We start from the raw sequence: 21,697 nt of genomic DNA, 5'->3' as shown, positions 1-21,697 counted from the left end.
GAAATTTAGAATTTCCATTGTAAACAAAAATAAGATTATGGTCTCAAGGTGCCCAGTATTTGTTGTGAATTAGCGCCTTTTGTGGTTGAAAACAGTATAATGGCCTGCTGGCACACCGGTTACAGCCCTAAATCCTTCTCAATTAGGCGAAACGGTTCTAATCCCAATAACCACAGGCATGTATATTTCAGGATTAACATAAGTTTAAGGGGCAGGTATTTTTTTTTCGGTCGGGATGTTCTTAATTTATAGTATTGTAATATTCCGAACACTAATGAGGAAATTTGTTTTGATAACCGGCCTTCTGCTTGTGTGTTTGCAGCTTTCCGCTCAGGATTCCCGCAAACTGCTCAGGGGGACGGTCTTGTACAGGGGCGGGGGTGTTCCCAATGAGAATGTGATTAATTCTACTGCCGAAACGGCTACCATTACCGATGATGATGGCCACTACGCCATTGAGGTTAAGGCCGGGGACGAGTTGATTTTTATGGCCCTTAATTTTCAACTTGAAATTATTACCATTACAGAGGAAATTATTAAAAATAACCGCCTGGTGGTTGAGGTCAATGAGAAGGTGACAGAGCTGGATGAGGTGGTGGTAAGTCCCGAAAACCAGGAGGCCTTTTTACAGCTCAAAAATGAAGATTTCAAAGAATACGACTACGAAACGGACCAAACCACCGAAGTGGTCAATATTGCTGAAGACCAAACGGTCAGGGGCATGCAGTACGGACTGAATTTTGTCAGCATCTTCAAGTTGCTGGCGAAGGGAATTGCTGGCGATAAAAACCAGTCACCGGAACCTCTGAAGGTAAGTGAGGTGCTGCGGCAGGTATACGATGACAGCTTTTTTGTTCAGGATTTGGGTATTCCCCAGGAGCAGATTGATGCCTTCCTGGTCTATTGTGATAAGCAGTTGCCACCCAGAACCTTGCTCCGCAAAGAGAACGAATTCCAACTTATAGATTTCCTTGTAAGTAACAGTGAGTCCTTCCGCAACAGCCTTCAGGATTAGATCTGCTCTCTGCATCCTGCTTCTGTTTACACTAAGCCTCCAGGGAAAGGTATACGCACAGGAATCCCCTCTGCCCGCCAGACAACTCTCAGGACGGGTCACAGAGCAGGAGGAAGGGATTCCCGATATGCACATTATCAATCTTACCTCCGGGGATGCCACCATCTCAAATGCCGGCGGTTATTTCTCTATTGACGCAAGCCTTTTGGATACCTTACTCTTCTCTGCCGTTCAATATAAGCGGAAAATGCTGATTATTAGGCAGGAACATCTCGAGGCAGGTTTATTGCTTGTGCCTGTGGAACCCTTTGTAAATGAACTGGATGAAGTAGTCCTGAGGCCTTATAATCTCAGTGGGGATTTGGATAAAGACCTTGAGAACCTGCCTGTGGAGGAGACTGTTTCTTCAATATCCCTGGGATTGCCGAATGCCTATGTAAAGGTGAAGACTCAAACCGAACGAAAATTGTTTGAAGCGACCACCGGAAGTGGCCTTATCCCATTAAATCCGATAATCAATGGCATCAGCGGGAGGACCAAAATGCTTAAAAAAAGGCTGGCTCGCGACAGGTCTTATGAAAAAGCCAGGCGTACCTGGCTGCTCTATCCGGACAGCCTCTTATTAAAACAGCTGGTAATTCCCGATGACCGCCTGGAAGATTTCAAATATTTTTGCGAGGTGGATCCCGCTTTTGAAACCCTGACTGATAATGGCGATCAGCTAAAACTGTGGGCATTTTTCCGACGGAAAAGCCAGGATTATCGAAAATTCAATGCCCTGGATTGAGGTAGGGGGAAAAAGAAATGATAAGAGTCCTGGCATAGCTTTTGTTAACTTAAAGACTGAAAAAGATACGTGATGATAACAACCCTAAAAAGTGGATTTTTTGCGCTGCTGGTGGCAGTTTCCGTCTTGAGCGGCCTGCACAAGTTTTATGTAAGCGTTACCAATGTAGATTACTCAGAAAAAGACCAGGCTATCCAAATGATCAGTCGGGTATTCATAGACGATATGGAAGCGGTGCTCTTAGAGCGATACGATTTCAGGGCCCGCCTGGCAACTCCAAATGAATCCGCCCAGGCAAACGACTACATTGAAAAGTACTTTAAGGCTAAATTCAAGCTTACGGTAAATGGAAAAGTAAAAGATTACAAGTTCCTGGGTACCCGATACGAAAATGACCTGCTGATTTGCTATATGGAAGTAAGCGGGATTGAAAAAACGGCCCTGGAATCGGTGGGGATTGAAAATGAGGTTTTGACCGACCTTTTCGAGGAACAAAAGAATCTGGTACACTTCAACATCCTGGGAAGCAAGAAAAGTGTAGTCCTGATCCGCGGGAATAATAAAGGAATGTTAAACTTCTAAGCAGGAAACCCTGAAAACCAGCTGAAATTTATATTTTAGGCCACCTTAAAAACCAAATTATAATGATGAAGATAAAGTACGTTTTTGCCGCACTCTTTTTTGTTTCTTCCGCCCTTGTTTTTGCGCAGGAAACCGAGACCAAAAAAGAGCCCGGGCATACCAACCAGAGCAAGTTCCGGCAATTATATCAGGAATTTGCCACCCCCAACACCTATCGTTCGGCCTCCGGAACCCCCGGACCGGATTACTACCAACAGCAGGCAGATTATAAAATGGACATCACTCTGGATGACCGCAATGCGCGTATCTATGGAGAGGAAACCATTACCTATTACAATAATTCCCCGGACGACCTGGAATACCTCTGGGTCCAGCTGGACCAGAATGTAAGGGCCAAAGACTCCAAATCTCCTTTGAGGAATGGCGGAGGAGTTCCCTTAGCCTACCGTACAGGAAGTTTTACGGGCGAATACATGACAGAACCTTTTGATGGCGGTTTCAATATTGAGTATGTAAGAGATGCTTCCGGGAAGCCGATCCCTTACACCATCAATCAGACCATGATGCGCGTGAATATCGCAGAACCCCTGAAGAGCGGGTCTTCGATTTCCTTTTCTATCAAATGGTGGTACAATATCCCGGATCATACCGTAAACCGGGCACGTTCCGGTTTCGAGTACTTTCCAAAAGACGGGAACAGGGCCTATGTGATTGCACAGTTCTTTCCGAGAATGGCTGTTTACAGCGACGTTGAAGGCTGGCAAAACCACCAGTTCTGGGGCAGTGGGGAATTTGCCCTGCCCTTCGGGAATTACGACGTGAACATCACAGTACCTGCCGATCACGTGCTGGATGCCACCGGAGTGTTGCAGAACCGCAAGGAAGTTTTTTCAAAGGAAATGATGAAGCGTTACGAGCAGGCGAAGAAGTCTTATGACAAGCCAGTGATCATCGTAACCCAGGAGGAGGCCGAGGCAGCCGAGAAAGGATTTTCGGAGAAGACCAAGACCTGGAAGTTCCGGGCGGAAAATGTACGCGATTACGGTTTTGCAACTTCCAGGAAGTTTATCTGGGATATGCAGGCGGTTAAGATTGGCGGAAAAGACGTTATGGCTGTTTCCCTTTACCCCAAGGAAGGAAACCCGCTTTGGGAGGAGTATTCCACCAAGGCCGTTGCCAGCACTTTGAAAACCTACTCATCCCACACTTTTGATTACCCTTACCACAAGGCCATCTCCGTACACGCTAAAAACCAGGGGATGGAATACCCGATGATATGCTGGAACTATGGCCGCCCCAATGAAGACGGAACCTATTCGGACCGGGTTAAATATGGGATGATCTCTGTAATTATCCACGAAGTAGGTCATAATTTCTTCCCTATGATCGTCAATTCGGACGAGCGTCAGTGGGGATGGATGGATGAAGGTTTGGATACCTTTATGCAGTACCTGGCTGAGCAGGAATTCGGGGAAACCTTCCCGGAAGCTATCAGCCCGGACGAGAAATACCCTTCCAGAAGGGGAGATCCTTCCAAAATAGTTCCCTACATGGCAGGAGATCAATCGACCATCTCACCGATCATGTCCAACCCCGAAAACGTTTATCAGCTGGGGCCTAATGCCTATGCCAAACCGGCAACGGCATTGAATATCCTCAGGGAAACCGTCATGGGTCGGGAGTTGTTCGACCACGCCTTTAAGACCTATGCTCAGCGCTGGAAATTTAAGCACCCTACCCCCGAGGATTTCTTCCGCACCATGGAAGACGCTTCTGCTGTAGATCTGGATTGGTTCTGGAGGTCCTGGTTCTATACAACCGACTATGTGGATATTGGGGTTAAGGGCGTTAAGAAGTATTACGTTTCAGACAAGCCAACCGCAGAAATGCGGGAGTACATGGCTGCAAATAATATCACTGAGGATCAACTGCCTCCGCTGGTATATTTGGCAGAAGAGGATAGCGAGGATTTCGATCCCGAACTGAAGGGGAAATCACCTACAGAAATATCTCAGCCACTCAAGGCCTTTATGATGGATAATATGACCGAGCAGGAGCGCGCACAGGTGCAGGAACCCAAGTATTTCTATCAGGTTACTTTCGATAAGCCGGGTGGCATCCCTATGCCGCTGATTGTTGAATACACCTATGCAGATGGCACTACCGAGCAAGTAACTTATCCTCCTGAAATTTGGAGGAAGAACGATGATGAGGTAAGCCGTGTGATTTCTTCCCAGAAGGAACTGGTAGGGATCGTGGTAGATCCGAAAGCTGAAACTGCCGATATCGATACTACCAACAACAGCTGGCCGAAGAAAGATCAGCCTTCAGAATTTGATCAGTTTAAGGAGAACATAAAGGGCAAATAAAGCCAACTTAAGTAAAAAAAAGTCCCGAAGCTCCTTCGGGACTTTTTATTTGGCGATAGATTCTTATGTATATTTGTGCCATGAGTATGATGTTTTTGTTTATCAGCGGGGCGGAAATATTTTTTATCCTCTTTATAGTGGTGATGGTGTTTGGTGCGGATAAGATCCCGGGTATAGCCAAAGGCCTGGGCAAGGGGATGCGGCAACTCAAAGACGCCACCGAAGACATCAAACGGGAAATACACAAAAGCGCTGAGAAGCAGGGTATCGATACCTCCTTTACAGAAGATATTGAGAAAGATCTGAAGGAAGTCAAAAAGAACCTGGACGACGTAGGGGGTACCATTCGCCGTAAATAGTTGTTATGCTGGAACGCTTGCTTCATTGGGACCGGGAGGCGTTTATCTATCTCAACAGCCTGGGTATAGAAAAGTATGACGGTTTCTGGACCGCCGTTACCGATATCACAACCTGGATTCCTTTATTCCTTTTATTTTTTGCATTGCTGCTTTTGAAATATCCAATCCGGGAGGGGCTGGCCATGGTAATTACCTCGGTATTGCTGTTGCTTTTTGTGCTCTGGTTCACTGATTTTACAAAGGAAATGGTAGCCCGACTGAGGCCCAATAATGATCAGCAGGTCAATACCCTGATACGAATACTTCGCAATCCTGTGAGTTTCAGTTTTTTCTCAGGCCATGCTTCTTCTTCATTCTCGCTCACCACGCTGGTGTTTCTGTTCCTGAGGCCTAAGTTTAAATGGGCCTTCCTGTTTTTTTTATGGCCTTTACTGTTTGCCTTCAGCCGGATTTACGTAGGGGTACATTACCCGCTGGATATCCTGGTCGGGGCGCTGGTGGGAATACTCCTGTCCATTTTGTTCTATAAGGGGTTCGCCCGCCTCAGAGCACTGTACATACAGTAAGACCATCCCGAACAGGTAATACTACCGTTCGCACCCTGGGGTCTTGTTGTAATTTCTTATTCAATGACAGCAGTATATGGGTGGGTTTGTCTTTTACATCCAGCGGCTCCACAACTTTTCCGGACCATAATACATTATCCAGTAAAATCATCCCCCCTTTGTTCATTTTAGGGTAAACGGCTTCAAAATAGTCCGGGTACTCGGCCTTGTCGGCATCGATAAAGGCCAGGTCAAAAGTTTGCTTAAGGCCCGGAATAACATCCAGGGCTTCCCCAAGATGGCTGGTAATCTGATCGGCGTAGTCACTTTTTTGAAAATACTTCTGTTGTATAGCCCGCAGTTCCGGGTTAACGTCAATGGTATGAAGGCTGCCACCGCTTTGCAGTCCTTCGGCAAGGCAAAGGGCAGAATAGCCTGTGTAGGTCCCAATTTCGAGGATATGCAAGGGATGCACCAGGCGGGAGAGCAGGCTTAGCACCCTTCCCTGATAATGTCCGGTAATCATCCTTGGGCGCAGGACCTTAAGGTGGGTTTCGCGGCTCAGGGCAGCTAAAAGAGCTGGTTCCGCTTCGCTATGCGCTTCTATATACTGTTCCAGATCGGGAGAGAGAAAATGCATGCTGTTTGTTTTTGCAAAATTACTGAAATCCTTGCTACCTTAGTTTTAGTAAGACCGTCTGTTATGAAGATAAAAATCCGCCCGGCAACGCTTTCCGATCTGCCCGCCTTACGTGAAATGGAACAGGGAATAATCCGGGATGAGCGTCCTTATGACCCTACCATTCGCCAGGATCCGGTCCACTATTACGACCTGCCTGCCCTGATAGCAGACCCGGATTGTTATTTCCTGGTTGCGGAAGCGAACCAAAAGCTTGTCAGTACTGGATATGTACAGAAAAAAACCCCCAGGCACTATCTGGATCACGAATTCTATGCTTATTTAGGATTTATGTACACGGTGCCCGAACAACGCGGTAAAGGGATTAACGGCCTGTTGATTTCCGATTTAAAGAAATGGGCCCGGGAGCATGGTTTAAAGGAATTCCGTCTCACCGTTTATGAAAACAACCTGCCCGCCATCCGGGCCTACCAAAAAGTTGGCTTTTCCCGGCACCTGATAGAGATGCGTTATCGGGAAGAGTAGGGCAGGGGTCTTTTTATGGATCAGAACCACATATTGAACGCTTCGTTGTATTTTTACACAAAATGGCTCTATGAATTTTGAAAATACCCTTGAATATGCCCGTAGTCTGGATGCGGCTGACCCCTTGCGCGATCACCGCGAATCATTCTTTTTCCCAAAAGTTAATGGCAAAGAAGTAATTTATTTTACAGGTAATTCGCTGGGGTTACAACCCAAAAGTGCCTCACAGTATGTCAATGAGGTCATGCAGGATTGGAAAGAACTGGCTGTAGAGGGCCATTTTTATGCCGAGAAACCCTGGTGGGAATACCACGAATTGCTGGCAGGCCCGCTTTCTGAGATTGTAGGAGCCTCTGCAGAAGAGGTAACCGTTATGAATACGCTTACAGTAAACCTGCATCTGCTCATGGTTTCCTTTTACCGGCCTGAGGGAAAACGGTACAAAATCCTCTGTGAGGAGAAGGCATTTCCCTCGGATCAGTATATGCTCAAAAGCCAATTGGAATTTCACGGATACGATCCTGATGACGCCCTTATTGAGGTGGTCAAAAAGCCCGGGCAACACCATTGGACCACAGATGATTTTACAGATGCCATAGAAGCTCATTCAGATGAAATTGCCCTGGTATTGATGGGCGGGGTTAATTACTACAACGGGCAGGTGCTCGATATGCAGACCATCACCCGCGTTGGTAAGGAAAATGGCTGCATGGTGGGCTGGGACCTGGCCCATGCGGCCGGGAATGTCAGGCTTTCTTTGCATGACTGGGAGGTAGATTTTGCTTCCTGGTGCAGTTATAAATATTTAAACAGCGGCCCCGGCAATGCTTCGGGGGTTTTTATTCATAAAAAACACCTGGGTAAAAATGATATCCAGAGATTTGAGGGCTGGTGGGGAAATAAGAAGGAAAGCCGTTTTATGATGAACCCCCAATTCGACCCTATGGAAACCGCGGATGCCTGGCAACTCAGTAATCCGCCAATTCTTTCCCTGGCCCCTTTCCTGGCTTCTTTAAAGCTTTTCGAAGCCGTGGGAATGGAAGCCCTTATTGCGAAACGTAAGCAGATCACCGCCTACCTGGAATTTATCCTTCATGAAATTGATGCGGAAGTAAATAGCCGTTTTGAGATCATCACTCCGGCATCCAGAGGGTGCCAGCTCTCGGTTTTCCTGCATGGGCAGGGTAGGCCCCTGTTCGATTATCTGATGCAAAACGGAGTGATTACCGATTGGCGGGAACCCAATGTCATCCGCCTGGCTCCGGCCCCTTTTTATTGTTCCTATGAAGATATGTACCGCTTCGGGCAGATTTTAAAGCAGGGCATACAATCGCTTGCAAAACCCCAATAAACCAATAACTGATGTATCTCTATAACAGCAGACTATTCCGTTGAAATCTCTGAGGCTCATTTTATCCAACCCCCGTTATTTTGCTCCGGCCTGGGTCTTTGCCAGCCTGAACATCTGGTTCGGTACCTGGGCCATTTACATTCCATCTGTTAAAGAACGTCTGGAAATTGACAAGGCCAGCCTGGGTATTGCCATTTTTTTCCTCTCCCTCGGGGTTTTTACCATCTTCCCCCTGGCTACCAGAATTATCAACTATTTAGGAGTGGGCAGGGCAACCTGGTACGGAGTGGTCAGCAGCAGTTTCTTTGCGTTTTTTCCATTGATTGCTCCCAATTACCTGAGCCTGATTATAGCACTGTTCTTTTTTGGTGCTTCTAATGGATTTACGGATATCTCCATGAATACGCTGGTTACAGAAATAGAGAAGGAGGATCAGCAGCATTTCATGTCCGCAGCCCATGGATTTTTCAGCCTGGGGGGTGTGCTTGCGGGGATGGGCAGTTTTCTGATCCTGCTGATAGGGAACCCGGCCTGGCACATGCTTGGGGTTATTGTGCTGGTTTTCGGGATTAACTTGTACTTCAGGAATCATTATGTCCACCTAAAGGCTGCCCCTGTGGAAAAAGAAGGATTCAGTTTGAAATTGTTCAGACCTCTGTTGATCCTCGGAATAGTTTCCTTTATGGTAATGGGGGGTGAAGGCGCTGTGGTAGACTGGTCCGGTTTATACCTGCAGGAGATTGCGAATGCCCCCGAATTCCTGATCGGTAGCGGTTTCCTTGCCTTTTCCGTAACCATGACCCTGGGACGTTTTATGGGGGACGCCATCAGTGCGCGAATAGGTTCCGTTAAAATTGTGGCCCTGGGAAGCGCCATTGCCGTACTGGGCTATCTGGCGGTACTCTCTACTGCTATTTATGCGGTTATTGCAGGTTTCGGGCTAATCGGCCTGGGATTTTCAGTAATCATCCCCGAATTGTTTCGTATTGGCGGAAAGGTAAAAGGGGTAGACTCTGCACAGGGAATCGCCTTTATCGCAGGGGCGGGCTATTCGGGTTTCCTTACAGCTCCTCCTGTTCTGGGCTATCTCGCGGAAAATTTCAGCCTGAAAACCAGCTTTTGGGTGCTTCTGGCCTGTGCCGTACTGGTCCTTTTGGCCACTTACACTCTCCACAGGAAGAACTGATCTGCTGGCATTAATTTACCTGAATCCCAGTGAAATAAAGTTTGAAAGAGCCTTCGGCATTAGTGTGCATACTGGAAATTTTCAGGCCGTTATAATCGTCATACCCTTCCCAGGTGGTTATCATAGAAGGTTCCTCCTGATTACCCCTCCTGAAAACCCATTCCCTTACCAGTGAATCTTTGTCCAGATAGAAATCATAAGCGTCGCCGGGGGTATAGCCCCCTGGGCCGGTATAAACCACGGTTAGTTTTTCCAGACTGTCCCCGGAGATAGGAGCAGGTTGTTTGGATTCCATGGTATATTCAAAACTTTTCTGGTCCCAGACCCACTGATAAGGCGCAAGCAACCAGTATTTGTCATTGATAAACCGGGCATCCGCCCCCATAAGAGTAGAATCTACCTCTGAACGCAGATAGGTGAGGGTGTCGCCTTCCATCATCAGGCTTACGCGGTTATTTTTTACGTTCCAGATCCAGGAGCGCTCCGAATGCTGATCGCCGCGATCAATATTGAAGGTAAAACGGATTTCTGAAATATCCTTCCAGTTGTCATAACCATGGGCTCCGGCCAGTTTTTCCAGAAGTGGTTGTTCCTGAAGCGGTTCTGCTATTTGCTGTTGTTCGGTTTCTTTGGCGTTATCCTTGCAGGCAACTACAGCTAACAGGCAGAGAACTATTTGGAGTATACGTTGGTGCATGATCTTTATTTTATTTCAAAGATACCATCTTTTAAAATACGCTGCAGCAGATTTTTCAGAGCCCGGGGAACAGCCCTTTTGCAGAATTTATAAGGCTGCCACGGGAGGTCCCGGGAAGGAATTTAAAGGAGGAGAACTTTACTTTATTGGCACGCAAATTCTTATAATTTGATTATTTTTGACCTTTAACCAAAAACGTAGCATGAGCGCAAAAAAAGGAAAAGTACAGGAAGCCATTGACAGTCGGTTACTGGAGGAACGAAAGGTGTTTTTATGGGGAGCGGTAGACGATGATTCCGCCAAGCATGTAATCGACCGTTTGCTGTACCTGGATCTGCAAAATCATAAAGAAATCCAATTGATGATAAACAGCCCCGGTGGTTATGTTACTTCCGGATTTGCCATATACGATACCATAAAGGCCCTTAAAAGCCCGGTTTCCACGGTTTGTACAGGCCTGGCTGCATCCATGGGTTCTATCCTGCTATCCGTTGGAAAAAAGGGGCGCAGATTTATACAACCGCATGCCCGGGTCATGATTCACCAGCCCAGCGGTGGAGCCAGGGGGCAGGCTTCCAACATAGAGATTCAGGCAAAGGAGATCCTTAAAACCCGCGAGATAGGAGCAAAGATCCTTGCCGAAAATTGTGGCCAGCCCTATGAAAAGATCATGAAGGATTTTAACAGGGATTATTGGATGGACGCTGCAGAATCTGTTGAATACGGAATTGTGGACGGCATCCTGGAGTAGGATATTAGAAAACAAATCAAGAGAAAAGACCTTCTCTGCCGTGGCAGAAGAAGGTCTTTTGATATATATAGACGCCGAAGCGGGAAATACGTATACTTTATTTACGTAAAGGCTGCTTTTTCGGATCTTCTCTCAGCATATCAAAAGCTTAAATGGTTCAGAAACGGTCGGGATTAGCAATAATGGCCGCAGCCCGTTCTTTTAATTCACTGAGCTCTTCAGCCGATTTCTTTTCTAGCAGGCTGTACATCATCCCCATCCTGGGGTTGTCTTTTAAATACGGTTTCTTGTCATCCAGGAAATTCCAGTAAAGCGCATTGAAGGGGCAGGCCTTTTCGCCGGTTTTGACGGTTTTGCTGTAGTGGCAGCTACTGCAATAATTACCCATTTTATCAATGTAGTTCGCGCTGCTCACATAGGGTTTTGTCGCAACTATACCTCCGTCCGCAAACTGGCTCATCCCTCGCGTATTGGGAAGTTCAACCCATTGGATGGCGTCTATATAGATACCCAGATACCACTTATCTACTTCTTCCGGGGCTACCTGTGCGAGTAAGGCAAAATTCCCCGTGATCATCAGGCGTTGAATATGGTGGGCATAAGCCGTCTCCAGGCTTTGGGAAATGGCGTGCTTCAGGCAATTCATCTTAGTCTTACCAGTCCAGAAAAAGTCGGGCAGCGGATTCTTGTTTTCCAGTTTGTTAAACGTTTCGTATTCGGGCATTTCCTTCCAGTAAATGCCGCGCATATATTCGCGCCATCCCAGGATTTGGCGGATAAAACCTTCCACTTGTGAGATATCTATGGCCTCCCTGTTTTCAAGGTAGTAGGATTCAACACCTTCCACCACTTCCCGGGGAGAAATAAGCTTGCTGTTCATCGCAAAGGAGAGACGGGAATGAAACAGATACTTTTGTTCGGTGTGCAGTGCATCCTGGAAGTCACCGAAATGCACCAGCAAATGCTCGCAAAAATAATCGAGAAGCGACAGCGATTCGTCTCGGGTAACCGGCCAGGGAAAATGCTCCGGCTCCAGCTCCCCGATGGTTTTGACACCCGCATCAGCAATTTCTCCGGCCAACCCGCTTACGTCCTTATCAAAATTTAATTCAGCTGGGATAGCCGGTTCCCCCTTCCATTTCTTGCGGTTTTGCTGGTCGAAATTCCACTGCCCTCCCAGGGGCTGTTCCCCTTGCATCAGCACCTGATGCTTTTTGCGCATCATGCGATAAAAAGATTCCATCAGGAGTTGTTTCTTGCCTTCAAAAAATAAGCTCAGCTCCTCCCTTGAGGTGTAGAAATGTTCAGTATCACAAGCTTCTGCAGGTATTTCAAGCTCTTTTACGAGTTCTTTCAGCTGCTCGTCCAGGCGATATTCGTCAGGGAGCAGATATTCAAAGCGTTCTGCCTGTAGTTCCGCAATTACCTTTTTAATCAGGATATTCAAATTTTCTGAAGACTCCTTATCTGAAATTTTAATATAGTGTACTTTATGGCCCTGCTCTTCAAGGGATTGTGCGAACATCCGCATAGCTTTGAAAAAGGCAACCACTTTTTGAATATGGTGGGTTACATAATCCGTTTCCTGCCGCATTTCGGCCATCAGGTACACCACTTCTTCATCTGCTGATTGAAACCAGCTGTGCTTTGTGTTGAGCTGGTCACCGAGGATTAGGCGAAGTGTTTTCATTTGCAAATTTTAAAATAAGGTATCCTGCAGCCAGGTTCGTCTGAATTTCCCGGAGGGGTCATAGCGATCAGCCTGCAAGGAAGTATTGAATTTTCGATCTCTGGGATCATTTCCAACCCCCGAATTATACATCCAGTTTCCCCAGTTGCTGTGCACATCGTAGTCCAGCAATAAACTTTCAAAATAGGATGCCCCGATGCGCCAGTCCTGTTCCCATTCCTTGGCCCAGTAGCTGGCTACATTCTGCCGTCCGCGGTTACTCATCCAGCCCGTATGGGCCAGTTCCAGCATATTGGCGTTTACAAAATCGCAGTCGGTACGGCCCTCCGTCCATCTTTGCAGCAGCTCGCTGGCCTGCCCCCAGGGGTAGTCGCGGTTTTTTATGCCCCCGACAAAGAAGATCTTAGAACCGTGTTTCAGGGAAATATATTTAAAATAATCTCTCCAGATGAGTTCAAAGATCAGCCAGTAGGTATCCTGGTTTTTCTTTATTTCCCGCTCATACTTTTTCACTTCCCAATAGATGGTTCGCGCGGAAATTGAACCATTGGCCAGCCAGGGGGAGAATTTTGAGCTGTAATCTGTTCCTAGCAGGCCATTACGAGTTTTTTTATAGAAGCTCAACTTTTTACTTTCCCAGAAATAATGGTTTAAACGCTCTTTGGCAGCCTTTTCTCCACCTCGGAAGGGAAAAGCAGACCGTGGGTCGGGTTCAAAGGGTTCAAAGCCGAGTTGTTCAGGACTGGGCAGGCCTGTATCCAAATCGATGAGGTTTTCAATGGATTTGGGAGCCAGGGGTTGTGCGAGTGTCCGGACAGAGGCCTGTTTTTCGCATGCTTTTCGAAACTGGGTAAATACCTCCGGAATCTTTGAGTAAGAAGGGTAGGGAATGTCATCCGGGTGAAAAAGGAATTGCTCGAAAGATGTTATCATTTCTATCCCCCCGGGAAGGGCGGCTTCCACCCCCTTGTAAACAGCTACTTCTTCCGTTGTCCATTCAGTCTGGCTGAAAATATGGGTAACCTGCTGTTCCTTGCAGATTTCAGGTATTATTTCTTCTGGCTTCCCCCAGTAAACCAGCAAGCTTATATTATACTCTTTTAAAGCGGTCTTAAGTTCTGCAACGGTTTCCAAAAGGAATTTAGCCCTGAATTTTCCGGTTTTCGGAAAGCCGAAAGCTGTTTTTGAAAATTGGCGTGGATCAAAACAGTATACGGCCAGGCAACGATCTGCCGAGCCTGCCTGGCATAGGCCTGTATTATCCAGAATTCTCAAATCATTTCGAAACCAATAAAGAGCTGTCTTCATAAAACTAAATCGAATCGTGCCCACCAGCAGGCAAGCCGCTTATGGATCTTTAATCATTTTTGGAATTCCTGCAGCGTTTACTGCAATATTTGACGTTTTCCCAGTCTTTCGCCCATTTTTTCCGCCAGCTGAAGGGACGGCTGCAGACCGGACAAATCTTTTCAGGCAAATGGCTTTTTATATGCATATTGTTTATCAAAAATAAATAATAATTAAACAAAAAACTGTTAGGGATTCCCTAAATGAAGGGATCAATGCTTTTAGGGTATCAAGAACATTCAAGTTTTAGTACCTTTAAGATTTTATGGCTAGCCCTAATATGAAACAAAGTTCAAAGAACATTGCAATAGTCGGTTCGGGACTGGTGGGATCCCTGCTTGCCATATATCTCAAAAAGGCAGGCCATCAGGTAACGGTTTTTGATCGCAGGCCGGACATACGCAATGTGGTATTTTCAGGACGCTCCATCAATCTGGCCATGAGTAATCGTGGCTGGAAGGCACTTAGGGGAGCGGGGATTGAAAAGGCGATCAGGGAAATCGCCATCCCCTTATACCAGCGTGCCCTGCACGTTAAGGACACCCCCTTATATTACCAGAAATACGGGAAACAAGGTGAAGCCATCTGGTCTATTTCAAGGGGGGTACTCAACCGCAAAATGATAGACCTGGCCGAGGAGGCCGGAGTAGTATTCCGATTCGAAGAAAAGGTCTGGGATATTGACCTGCCAACCGCGCAAATTTATACCGGAGAGACGGAGAAAAGCGAATGGACAGCCTATCAGTTTGATCATGTTTTCGGATGCGACGGGGCCTTTTCCAGGGTGCGCCATAAGATGCAGCGACGAAGCCGTTTTAATTACTCACAGGAGTTTATTGATTTAGGTTATAAAGAACTGACCATTCCGCCAAACCCGGATGGGACCCACAAGCTGGACAAGCATTCTTTCCATATCTGGCCCAGGGGAGCCTTTATGTTTATAGCCATGCCCAACCTGGACGGCAGTTTTACCTGTACGCTCTTCCTGCCATTTGAAGGCAGGGAATCCTTCGAGAGCATCCGGACCAAGCCTGATGCCAGAAAGTTTTTCGCTACTCATTTTCCGAATGTCATGCAGGATATTGAGAACCTGACTGAGGATTTTTTCAAGAACCCCACTTCGGCCCTGGTCACGATAAAATGCTATCCCTGGACCTATTGGGACAAAGTTGCCCTGGTGGGCGATTCGGCCCACGCGGTGGTACCCTTTTTCGGACAGGGCATGAATGCGGGTTTTGAGGATATTTCGGAACTGAATGATCTTATGCAAACCCATGGCGATGATTGGGAACAGATTTTTTCAGAGTATCAGGAAAGACGAAAACCCAATGCTGATGCCATCGCCGAATTGAGTTACCGGAATTTCGTAGAAATGAGCAGTAAAACCGCCAACCCGGAATTCTTATTGCAAAAAAAGATAGAAAAGCATTTTGCCGCGCTTTACCCGGACAAATGGGTCCCTGCCTATTCCAGGGTTACTTTTTCCGATCGGCCTTATACAGAGGCCCTGGAATTAGGAGACCAGCAAGAGCGGATTATGAAAGAAATCATGAAAATGCCGGATCTGGAGGAACGTTGGGATTCTGAGGAAGTCACCCAGCGTATCCTGGACTTACTTTTGGAAAACCCGGTTAAGACCCCATAAAAAAACCACCTCTGCTGAGGTGGTTTTTAATGTTTTAAAAAGGTCAGTTATTATTTGATCTTCTCAAACAATTGCTGCATTTTTCCTTGTTCTTCTTCCGCCAGTACAGGATCTACCAAAATCCTGCCGCTGTGCTCATCGGTAATGATCTTTTTGCGCGAGGCAATTTCCACCTGAACCTGAGGGGGGATAGTAAAGAAAGAACCTCCTGAGGCTCCCCGCTCAATCGGAACTACCGCCAGTCCGTTTTTAACATTGTGGCGAATGCGTTTATAGGCGTTCACCAGTCGTTCTTCAATTTGCTTTTCGTATTCCTCGGATTTCTTCAAAAGGGCTTTTTCCTCTTTTTCGGTTTCTGCCAGAATCGCATCCAGTTCACTTTTCTTGTGCTTCAGGTGCGTTTCCCTTTCGCTGAGCTTCTCCTTGGTTTCAGAAATAACCTCTTTTTTCTGTTCTATCTGGGCCTTGAATTCCTTGATGTGCTTTTCTGCCAGCTGTATTTCCAGTTCCTGGAATTCAACTTCTTTGGAAAGTGAGTTAAACTCCCGGCTGTTACGGACATTTTTTTGCTGCTCGCTGTATTTCTTGATCAAAGCTTTCGCATCTTCGATCATATTCTTTTTGGCCGTAATCTCGTAGTTAATGGTTTCGACATCCGTCTTGAGCTTGTCTACGCGGGTTTTAAGTCCCAGTACTTCATCTTCAAGATCCTGGACTTCCAGTGGCAGTTCCCCGCGAACGTTGCGGATTTCATCCACACGGGAGTCAATTAACTGCAGGTCGTACAGGGCCCTTAATTTTTCTTCTACTGTAGCTTCTGTCTTTGATGCCATATCTAAAAATAATTGATGGGATTCGTTTTCGTCTCGGATAAAGAGATGGCAAAATTAGGAATTTTTTTCCTAAGATAATCAACCAAAAGGTTTTTTGTAAACTGCTCAGTTTCATAGTGCCCGATATCGGCCAGCACTATTTTTCCTTCAGCGGTGAAGAAGTCGTGATACTTCAGGTCTGAGGTGACCAGTATATCTGCCCCGGCCGCCAGGGCGGGCCCGATGGCAAAGGCTCCGCTGCCACCCAGAACGGCTACTTTCCGGACCGTCTCAGAAAGTAATTTTGAATGCCGTATGACAGAAACATTCATCCGTTTTTTAAGCAGTTCCAGAAATTTCGCTGTTTCAAGGGGTTTTTCAAGCTCACCCAGCATTCCCATCCCCAGGAGTTGGTGGGCGTTGTTAAGGGTATATAGCTCATAGGCTACCTCCTCATAGGGGTGATGGCTGAATAAGGCCTGTAAAACTTCATTTTGACGATCAGATGAAAAGGTGAGGTCCAGCCTGATTTCATTTTCCAGTTGCGGAATACCGGGTTTACCCACGGCGGGGCGGGCAGAAGGCCCGGGGGTAAAACTACCCTGCCCTGCAGACCGGAAACTGCAATTGGAGTAATTGCCGATATTCCCGGCCCCGGCATCAAACAATGCTTCCAGCAGCGAATCGGTGTGGGATTCCGGCACATAGGTAACCAGCTTTCGAATCACTCCTTTTTTGGGAATGAGGATGCTTTTGTTTTTCAGGCCGAGGACCTCGCAGATCTTGCCGTTAACGCCTTCCCTGACATTATCCAGGGCCGTATGCATACTGTAAATGGCAATATTGTTTTTAATGGCTTTCAGTATAACCCGTTCAACATAGGTGTCTCCCCTGAGTTTTTTAAGGCCCCTGAAAATGATCGGATGAAAACTCACAATCAGGTTGCATTGTTTCTGCACAGCTTCGTCAACAACTGCTTCCAGGGTATCCAGGGTAACCAGTATACCTGTTACTTCTTTGTTATACTGACCCACCAGCAGGCCAACATTGTCAAAATCCTCAGCATAAGACAATGGTGCGAGTTCTTCCAGCTGATTGGTTACGTCTTTAATAGTCATCCTGTCTGTATTTTCAAGCCTCTCAAAGATAAATAAACTATTTTCGCTCTTATGAACTTCATACGAAAATTGGCGCTTCCTGTGTCTTTGATCTATGGCCTGGTAGTTTACCTGCGCAACAAATGCTATGACTGGGGATGGTTCACCTCGATCTCTTTTTCCACGCCTGTTCTGTGTGTGGGAAACCTCAGTGTGGGCGGGACCGGGAAAACGCCAATGGTAGAATGGCTGCTTCGCGAATTTGATGGTAAAAAGAAAGTAGCAGTGCTCAGCAGGGGATATGGACGTAAAACAAAAGGTTTTTTAATGGCTGCAAAAGACAAAACTGCTGCCGATCTGGGAGATGAACCAGCTCAGCTTTACCTGAAATTCCCCAGGGTTACCATAGCTGTTGACGGTAACCGCAGAAGGGGTATACGAAAACTTCAGGAGATGGTGGCTCCTGACCTGATTATCCTGGATGACGGTTTTCAACACAGGCGTGTTCAGCCCAGAGGCAGTATCCTGCTTACCACCTATGACAGTCTGTATACGGAGGACTTTTACCTCCCATCAGGGAGCCTGCGCGACCATAAATCGCAGGCATCCCGCGCCGATGTGGTGGTGGTTACCAAATCTCCGGAACAACTCAGTGATGCCAGCCGTGAGCGTATTCGCAACAGACTAAAGCTGCATTCAGAGCAGTTGCTGTTATTTGCCAGCCTCGCGTATGAGCAGGCCAGGACTCCTGGGGGGAAAACCATAGAGCTCGATACTTTAAGAGATACCGCTTTGACCGTGGTAACCGGAATTGCCCGCCCGGAACCCCTGTTGAACTATCTGAGGTCGGTTGGGCTGCAATTTCGGCATCTGCGATTTGCAGACCACCACCATTTCAGCCCGGGGGAGATTAAACAACTGCAAAAGGAAAAGTGTGTAATTACTACAGAGAAGGATGCAGTACGGCTCAGGGGACAGCTGGATGCAATGATCACAATAGGGGTTAAACACCATTTTGCCCCAGAGGATGAGATACTTTTCAAAGGTTTTTTATCAGGCCTTTAACTCAGGGTTTTTTTCATTTTGTGCTCCACGATATTTTCCCCGATTTTCCGATAAAACAATTCAGGTTTAAAGGGTTTGGTGACCACATCGTTACATCCGGCTGCATAGAAGGTTTCCAGACTGTCATCCAGGGAGATAGCTGTTAGCGCAATAATGGGGGTGTCCGGGTCAAACTCCCGTATGGCCGCAGTGGCTTCCACCCCGCTGATTCCCGGCATATGGATGTCCATTAATATCCCGTCATAGGCATTGGTTTTGGCAAGCGAGATCGCCTCCGTCCCGTTATTCGCGATATCACAGCTGATATTTTTCTTTGCCAGCATTTTCTTGGTAATCACCTGGTTGATCTTGTTGTCTTCAACCACCAGCACATTGAGCCCGTCAAACTCGTATTCCTTTTCGGAGATTTCAAAGGGGATATCATCTACAAGGGTGTCTTTGCATTTAAGCTGCAATTCAAAAAAGAAGGAGCTTCCCTTTCCGGGCTCGCTTTCCAGTTTGATCTGGCTGCCAAAAAGCCCCAACAGGCTCTTTACGATGGTAAGTCCCAGGCCGGTTCCACCGTATTCGCGGTTGATTTGAATGGACCCCTGCTCAAAACTGTCGAAAATATGCTCCTGTTGCTCTTTATCGATACCAATCCCGTCATCCCGTACTTCAAAATACAGGTGGGCTACGTCATCTTCCAGTTTAATCAGTTTAGCCAGTACCAGAACTTCTCCCTGTTTGGTGAATTTCAGGGCATTGCCCACCAGGTTCATAAAGATCTGTGATAATTTTAAAGGATCGCTCATTAGCGGCCCTGGTATTTGGGGGTCGTAATCCAGGATCAGTTCCGTCTGGTTTTCCTTCGCGGTCTGCTGCAGGGAGTTCATTACCTCTGTCAGCACCTTTTTAAGGTTGAATTCCACTTCCATAGGCTCCAGCTTATCCGCATCAATTTTATTGATCTGGAGTATATCGTTGATAAAGTTCAGCAGGTAGTCTCCTGAGAACTTCAGGGCCTTGAGGTGTTCTTTCTGTGCCTCACTTGGGTTTTCTTCCAGCAAGAGGTGCGTCAGGCCCGTAACTGCGTACAGGGGTGTTCGCAATTCGTGACTAACCGTTGACAGGAAGTTGGTTTTGGCCTCCATAGCCATAACGGCAGAATCCCTGGCGGCCTGTAATTCCCTGTTCTTGGTTTGGAGCAGGTCGTTGGTCTTCAGTTTTATCTGATTATTGCGGTAAAGCGATACGGCCAGTAAAGAGATGATGGTCAGGAAGGCCGAGGTGAGGATAGCTGTTATTTCAGAACGGTTGGCAGATTCACTCAGGCGAAGGATCTGTTCATCCTGCTGCTTGAGCTGTTCTGTCATGAAGTTAATTTGTATGCTGTCCGATTTCGAAGTCTCCACCTCCAATTTGGAAACAGTATACAGAGAATCCCGCAGGCGCTGTATATTTTGAATATGGATCAAGGCTTGCGAATACTGACCGCTGCGCTCGTAGAGTTCAGTGAGTAATTCATTTGCCTGCAGTACTTCTTTTGAAAACTCATTGGTCCTCGCTATTTCCAGGGCACTGCGGGCATTTTCAATACTGCTTTTAAGGTCTTCTTCCTCCCTGTTCAGCAGGCTCAGGCCCAGATATGCCTTGGTTTTGAGGTAATCCTTTTCATAAGGATCCGTATTGACCAAAAGGGAATTATAGTTGGTCTTGGCGGTATCAAACTTCCCGATAACCCGGTAGATGTCGCCCTCCAAAAGGGTGATCAGGTTTAACAGGTTCCTGTCATTACTCTCCTTTTTGGCCTCCAGCAATTTATTGATAGCCTGGAAATTGTTTCCTTCCAGGAACCGTAACTTGGCCTCTATGAATTTGTAAACGGCAATCCCGTAAGGGTATTCCACCTTGGAAAGCAAGGGGGTAACCCGTTCCCAGTAAAGCATGGCCGCCTCAATTTTCCCTATTTCCAGGTTCAGCAGGGCCAGGTGATGATAGGAATCGATCAGGGCTTTTTCTTTCAGGTTGTCCTCGGCCCAGGCGGCTGCTTTATCCAGGGCTTCCAGGGCCAAAACAATTTTGTCCTGGTTCCGGTAAGACCGGGCTGCGGCAATATGGGCATCAAATTCTGCCCTTATCTGTGCGGATTCCTGGGCATACAAAGAACTGCCGATAAACAGCCCCAACAACAGGAAAATTCCAAAGGTGATATGTCGTCTGCAGCTAATCAAATATATTGTTTATCCAAGATCAGATTTATCGTATCGATTATCCGGCTGCTGTAGCCAGTTTCATTGTCATACCAACCAATAACTTTTACCATCTTTCCGATAACAGAAGTCATCTGAGAATCAAACGTACAGGAATGGCAACTATTGTTTATATCGACAGAAACTATAGGATCTTTCGTATAAAATAAGACGTTTTTTAGCTCATTTTCAGAAAACCTCTTAAAAGTAGCATTAATTTCCTGAATACTAGTGGGTTTACGCACGTTAACCGTGATATCGGTCAGGGAACCATTCGGAACCGGGACGCGGATCCCGCAACCCCCTATAACCGGCGCCAGGTGCGGAAATATCCGTGTCAGGGCCTTGGCTGCTCCGGTTGTGGTGGGCACAATGGATTGCCCTGCTGCCCTTGCCCGCCGAAGGTCCTTGTGGGGCTGGTCATGCAGGCTCTGGTCTGAGGTATACGAATGAATGGTTGTGATATAGGCCTGTTCGATGCCGCACAACTGATCCAGTACCATTAGCATGGGCGCCGCATTATTGGTGGTGCAGGAGGCATTGCTGATGATGGTATCGGTAGCCTGTAGCTCCTCTTCATTTACCCCGTAAACAATCATGGGGATATCCTCATCGGATGGGGGAGCAGACAGGATTACCCGTTTGGCCCCGCCTTTTAAATGCCCCTCAAGAGCAGTTTTGGTTTTAAACTTCCCGCTGGAATCTACTACCAGGTCTACGCCTGCTGCTTCCCAGGGGATCTGTTCCGGTGTATCGAAATGGGTGAACTGCGTACGCTGCGGGCCGGCCTGAAGATCGTCACCCTCCACAGATATGGGATGAGACAGCACCCCGTGAATACTGTCGTATTTCAACAAATGGGCAAGGGCAGGGGTGTCTGCCGGATCGTTGACCATAACCACTTTAATATGGGGTACATCCAAAAGCAGGCGGTACAGGGTACGCCCGATTCTACCGAAACCGTTGATTCCTACGGCAATGGTTTTTTTCATAAAGCAAAGGA

General features: G+C 47.0%; 21 protein-coding genes. 12 read left to right on the top strand and 9 right to left on the bottom strand.

Going from position 1 to position 21,697, the window contains the following annotated elements; genetic code table 11:
* Positions 1–274: 274 nt before the first annotated feature.
* The 6 genes from ACT6NV_RS01945 (at position 275) to ACT6NV_RS01920 (ending at position 5,678) form a co-directional block, all read left to right on the top strand.
* Entirely contained in the window at positions 275–1,015 is a 741-nt protein-coding gene (locus tag ACT6NV_RS01945; RefSeq protein ID WP_445385592.1) for a hypothetical protein, read from the top strand.
* Positions 984–1,802, top strand: a complete 819-nt coding sequence (locus ACT6NV_RS01940; RefSeq protein WP_445385591.1) for a hypothetical protein — start codon at positions 984–986, stop codon at positions 1,800–1,802. Before ACT6NV_RS01945 ends, ACT6NV_RS01940 begins: the two co-directional genes overlap by 32 nt.
* A 72-nt stretch (positions 1,803–1,874) precedes the next feature.
* Positions 1,875–2,384: a DUF6702 family protein gene (locus ACT6NV_RS01935; protein WP_445385590.1), complete on the top strand. Its 510-nt coding sequence runs from the start codon at positions 1,875–1,877 to the stop codon at positions 2,382–2,384.
* A gap of 62 nt (positions 2,385–2,446) precedes the next feature.
* On the top strand, positions 2,447–4,753 hold the full coding sequence (locus ACT6NV_RS01930) for a M1 family metallopeptidase (RefSeq protein ID WP_445385589.1): 2,307 nt from the start codon (positions 2,447–2,449) through the stop codon (positions 4,751–4,753).
* An 86-nt stretch (positions 4,754–4,839) separates the two neighbouring features.
* The gene (locus tag ACT6NV_RS01925; RefSeq protein WP_445383820.1) at positions 4,840–5,112 is read left to right on the top strand and encodes a Sec-independent protein translocase subunit TatA/TatB; all 273 of its coding nucleotides are present in this window, start codon (positions 4,840–4,842) and stop codon (positions 5,110–5,112) included.
* Between the two features lie 5 nt (positions 5,113–5,117).
* Positions 5,118–5,678 (top strand): phosphatase PAP2 family protein, encoded by a 561-nt coding sequence (locus tag ACT6NV_RS01920; RefSeq protein ID WP_445385588.1) that lies wholly within the window; start codon positions 5,118–5,120, stop codon positions 5,676–5,678.
* Here ACT6NV_RS01920 and ACT6NV_RS01915 read toward each other — a convergent pair.
* Positions 5,656–6,297, bottom strand: a complete 642-nt coding sequence (locus ACT6NV_RS01915; RefSeq protein WP_445385587.1) for an O-methyltransferase — start codon at positions 6,295–6,297, stop codon at positions 5,656–5,658. The genes ACT6NV_RS01920 and ACT6NV_RS01915 overlap by 23 nt on opposite strands.
* 63 nt (positions 6,298–6,360) lie before the next feature.
* On the opposite strand from ACT6NV_RS01915, the gene ACT6NV_RS01910 reads away from it, so the two are divergent.
* The 3 genes from ACT6NV_RS01910 to ACT6NV_RS01900 all read left to right on the top strand — a co-directional run bounded on the left by ACT6NV_RS01910 (position 6,361) and on the right by ACT6NV_RS01900 (position 9,359).
* On the top strand, positions 6,361–6,822 hold the full coding sequence (locus tag ACT6NV_RS01910; RefSeq protein ID WP_445385586.1) for a GNAT family N-acetyltransferase: 462 nt from the start codon (positions 6,361–6,363) through the stop codon (positions 6,820–6,822).
* Positions 6,823–6,892: 70 nt separating this feature from the next.
* Positions 6,893–8,173 (top strand): kynureninase, encoded by a 1,281-nt coding sequence (gene kynU, locus ACT6NV_RS01905; protein ID WP_445385585.1) that lies wholly within the window; start codon positions 6,893–6,895, stop codon positions 8,171–8,173.
* 40 nt (positions 8,174–8,213) lie between these two features.
* On the top strand, positions 8,214–9,359 hold the full coding sequence (locus tag ACT6NV_RS01900; protein ID WP_445385584.1) for an MFS transporter: 1,146 nt from the start codon (positions 8,214–8,216) through the stop codon (positions 9,357–9,359).
* 10 nt (positions 9,360–9,369) lie between these two features.
* On the opposite strand, the gene ACT6NV_RS01895 is transcribed toward ACT6NV_RS01900, so the two are convergent.
* Entirely contained in the window at positions 9,370–10,056 is a 687-nt protein-coding gene (locus ACT6NV_RS01895; protein ID WP_445385583.1) for a hypothetical protein, read from the bottom strand.
* A 202-nt stretch (positions 10,057–10,258) separates the two neighbouring features.
* Here ACT6NV_RS01895 and ACT6NV_RS01890 point away from each other — a divergent pair, with 202 nt between their 5' ends.
* Positions 10,259–10,807 (top strand): ClpP family protease, encoded by a 549-nt coding sequence (locus ACT6NV_RS01890; RefSeq protein ID WP_445385582.1) that lies wholly within the window; start codon positions 10,259–10,261, stop codon positions 10,805–10,807.
* Between the two features lie 157 nt (positions 10,808–10,964).
* Here the strand turns inward: ACT6NV_RS01890 and ACT6NV_RS01885 are convergent, their stop codons facing one another.
* Genes ACT6NV_RS01885 through ACT6NV_RS01875 form a run of 3 tightly spaced genes read right to left on the bottom strand, consistent with a single transcriptional unit; the run spans position 10,965 to position 13,992 of the window.
* Positions 10,965–12,497, bottom strand: a complete 1,533-nt coding sequence (locus ACT6NV_RS01885) for a cryptochrome/photolyase family protein (RefSeq protein WP_445385581.1) — start codon at positions 12,495–12,497, stop codon at positions 10,965–10,967.
* A 9-nt stretch (positions 12,498–12,506) separates the two neighbouring features.
* A complete protein-coding gene (locus ACT6NV_RS01880) occupies positions 12,507–13,805 on the bottom strand; it encodes a DASH family cryptochrome (RefSeq protein ID WP_445385580.1) in 1,299 nt (432 codons plus the stop codon).
* A 49-nt stretch (positions 13,806–13,854) separates the two neighbouring features.
* Positions 13,855–13,992, bottom strand: a complete 138-nt coding sequence (locus tag ACT6NV_RS01875; protein WP_445385579.1) for a DUF2256 domain-containing protein — start codon at positions 13,990–13,992, stop codon at positions 13,855–13,857.
* Between the two features lie 132 nt (positions 13,993–14,124).
* Between ACT6NV_RS01875 and ACT6NV_RS01870 the strand changes: the two genes are divergently transcribed.
* A complete protein-coding gene (locus ACT6NV_RS01870) occupies positions 14,125–15,489 on the top strand; it encodes an FAD-dependent oxidoreductase (protein ID WP_445385578.1) in 1,365 nt (454 codons plus the stop codon).
* A 50-nt stretch (positions 15,490–15,539) separates the two neighbouring features.
* Here ACT6NV_RS01870 and ACT6NV_RS01865 read toward each other — a convergent pair whose 3' ends face one another.
* Both ACT6NV_RS01865 and ACT6NV_RS01860 read right to left on the bottom strand, forming a co-directional pair.
* On the bottom strand, positions 15,540–16,322 hold the full coding sequence (locus tag ACT6NV_RS01865; RefSeq protein WP_445385577.1) for a zinc ribbon domain-containing protein: 783 nt from the start codon (positions 16,320–16,322) through the stop codon (positions 15,540–15,542).
* Positions 16,323–16,324: 2 nt separating this feature from the next.
* On the bottom strand, positions 16,325–17,419 hold the full coding sequence (locus ACT6NV_RS01860; RefSeq protein ID WP_445385576.1) for a Nif3-like dinuclear metal center hexameric protein: 1,095 nt from the start codon (positions 17,417–17,419) through the stop codon (positions 16,325–16,327).
* 51 nt (positions 17,420–17,470) lie between these two features.
* On the opposite strand from ACT6NV_RS01860, the gene lpxK reads away from it, so the two are divergent.
* On the top strand, positions 17,471–18,463 hold the full coding sequence (gene lpxK, locus ACT6NV_RS01855) for a tetraacyldisaccharide 4'-kinase (RefSeq protein WP_445385575.1): 993 nt from the start codon (positions 17,471–17,473) through the stop codon (positions 18,461–18,463).
* Here the strand turns inward: lpxK and ACT6NV_RS01850 are convergent.
* Together ACT6NV_RS01850 and gap are read right to left on the bottom strand one after the other, a co-directional pair.
* On the bottom strand, positions 18,460–20,676 hold the full coding sequence (locus ACT6NV_RS01850; protein ID WP_445385574.1) for an ATP-binding protein: 2,217 nt from the start codon (positions 20,674–20,676) through the stop codon (positions 18,460–18,462). The genes lpxK and ACT6NV_RS01850 overlap by 4 nt on opposite strands.
* Complete coding sequence (gap, locus tag ACT6NV_RS01845) at positions 20,673–21,686, bottom strand: type I glyceraldehyde-3-phosphate dehydrogenase (protein WP_445385573.1); 1,014 nt, start codon at positions 21,684–21,686, stop codon at positions 20,673–20,675. Before gap ends, ACT6NV_RS01850 begins: the two co-directional genes overlap by 4 nt.
* Between the last annotated feature and the right edge of the window lie 11 nt (positions 21,687–21,697).

The sequence above is a fragment of the Robiginitalea insularis genome, from assembly GCF_052497835.1.
Note: the sequence above shows the minus strand (reverse complement) of the source record. Positions and strands in the feature narration are given on the sequence as shown.

Excerpts from the sequence above, each read along its gene's own strand:
- kynU (WP_445385585.1), top strand. The coding sequence starts at position 6,893 with ATGAATTTTGAAAATACCCTTGAATATGCCCGTAGTCTGGATGCGGCT.
- ACT6NV_RS01860 (WP_445385576.1), bottom strand. The coding sequence starts at position 17,419 with ATGACTATTAAAGACGTAACCAATCAGCTGGAAGAACTCGCACCATTG.
- ACT6NV_RS01880 (WP_445385580.1), bottom strand. The coding sequence starts at position 13,805 with ATGAAGACAGCTCTTTATTGGTTTCGAAATGATTTGAGAATTCTGGAT.
- gap (WP_445385573.1), bottom strand. The coding sequence starts at position 21,686 with ATGAAAAAAACCATTGCCGTAGGAATCAACGGTTTCGGTAGAATCGGG.
- ACT6NV_RS01920 (WP_445385588.1), top strand. The coding sequence starts at position 5,118 with ATGCTGGAACGCTTGCTTCATTGGGACCGGGAGGCGTTTATCTATCTC.
- ACT6NV_RS01870 (WP_445385578.1), top strand. The coding sequence starts at position 14,125 with ATGAAACAAAGTTCAAAGAACATTGCAATAGTCGGTTCGGGACTGGTG.
- ACT6NV_RS01910 (WP_445385586.1), top strand. The coding sequence starts at position 6,361 with ATGAAGATAAAAATCCGCCCGGCAACGCTTTCCGATCTGCCCGCCTTA.
- ACT6NV_RS01935 (WP_445385590.1), top strand. The coding sequence starts at position 1,875 with ATGATAACAACCCTAAAAAGTGGATTTTTTGCGCTGCTGGTGGCAGTT.
- ACT6NV_RS01890 (WP_445385582.1), top strand. The coding sequence starts at position 10,259 with ATGAGCGCAAAAAAAGGAAAAGTACAGGAAGCCATTGACAGTCGGTTA.
- ACT6NV_RS01875 (WP_445385579.1), bottom strand. The coding sequence starts at position 13,992 with ATGCATATAAAAAGCCATTTGCCTGAAAAGATTTGTCCGGTCTGCAGC.
- lpxK (WP_445385575.1), top strand. The coding sequence starts at position 17,471 with ATGAACTTCATACGAAAATTGGCGCTTCCTGTGTCTTTGATCTATGGC.
- ACT6NV_RS01885 (WP_445385581.1), bottom strand. The coding sequence starts at position 12,497 with ATGAAAACACTTCGCCTAATCCTCGGTGACCAGCTCAACACAAAGCAC.
- ACT6NV_RS01925 (WP_445383820.1), top strand. The coding sequence starts at position 4,840 with ATGATGTTTTTGTTTATCAGCGGGGCGGAAATATTTTTTATCCTCTTT.
- ACT6NV_RS01865 (WP_445385577.1), bottom strand. The coding sequence starts at position 16,322 with ATGGCATCAAAGACAGAAGCTACAGTAGAAGAAAAATTAAGGGCCCTG.
- ACT6NV_RS01915 (WP_445385587.1), bottom strand. The coding sequence starts at position 6,297 with ATGCATTTTCTCTCTCCCGATCTGGAACAGTATATAGAAGCGCATAGC.
- ACT6NV_RS01945 (WP_445385592.1), top strand. The coding sequence starts at position 275 with ATGAGGAAATTTGTTTTGATAACCGGCCTTCTGCTTGTGTGTTTGCAG.
- ACT6NV_RS01930 (WP_445385589.1), top strand. The coding sequence starts at position 2,447 with ATGATGAAGATAAAGTACGTTTTTGCCGCACTCTTTTTTGTTTCTTCC.
- ACT6NV_RS01895 (WP_445385583.1), bottom strand. The coding sequence starts at position 10,056 with ATGCACCAACGTATACTCCAAATAGTTCTCTGCCTGTTAGCTGTAGTT.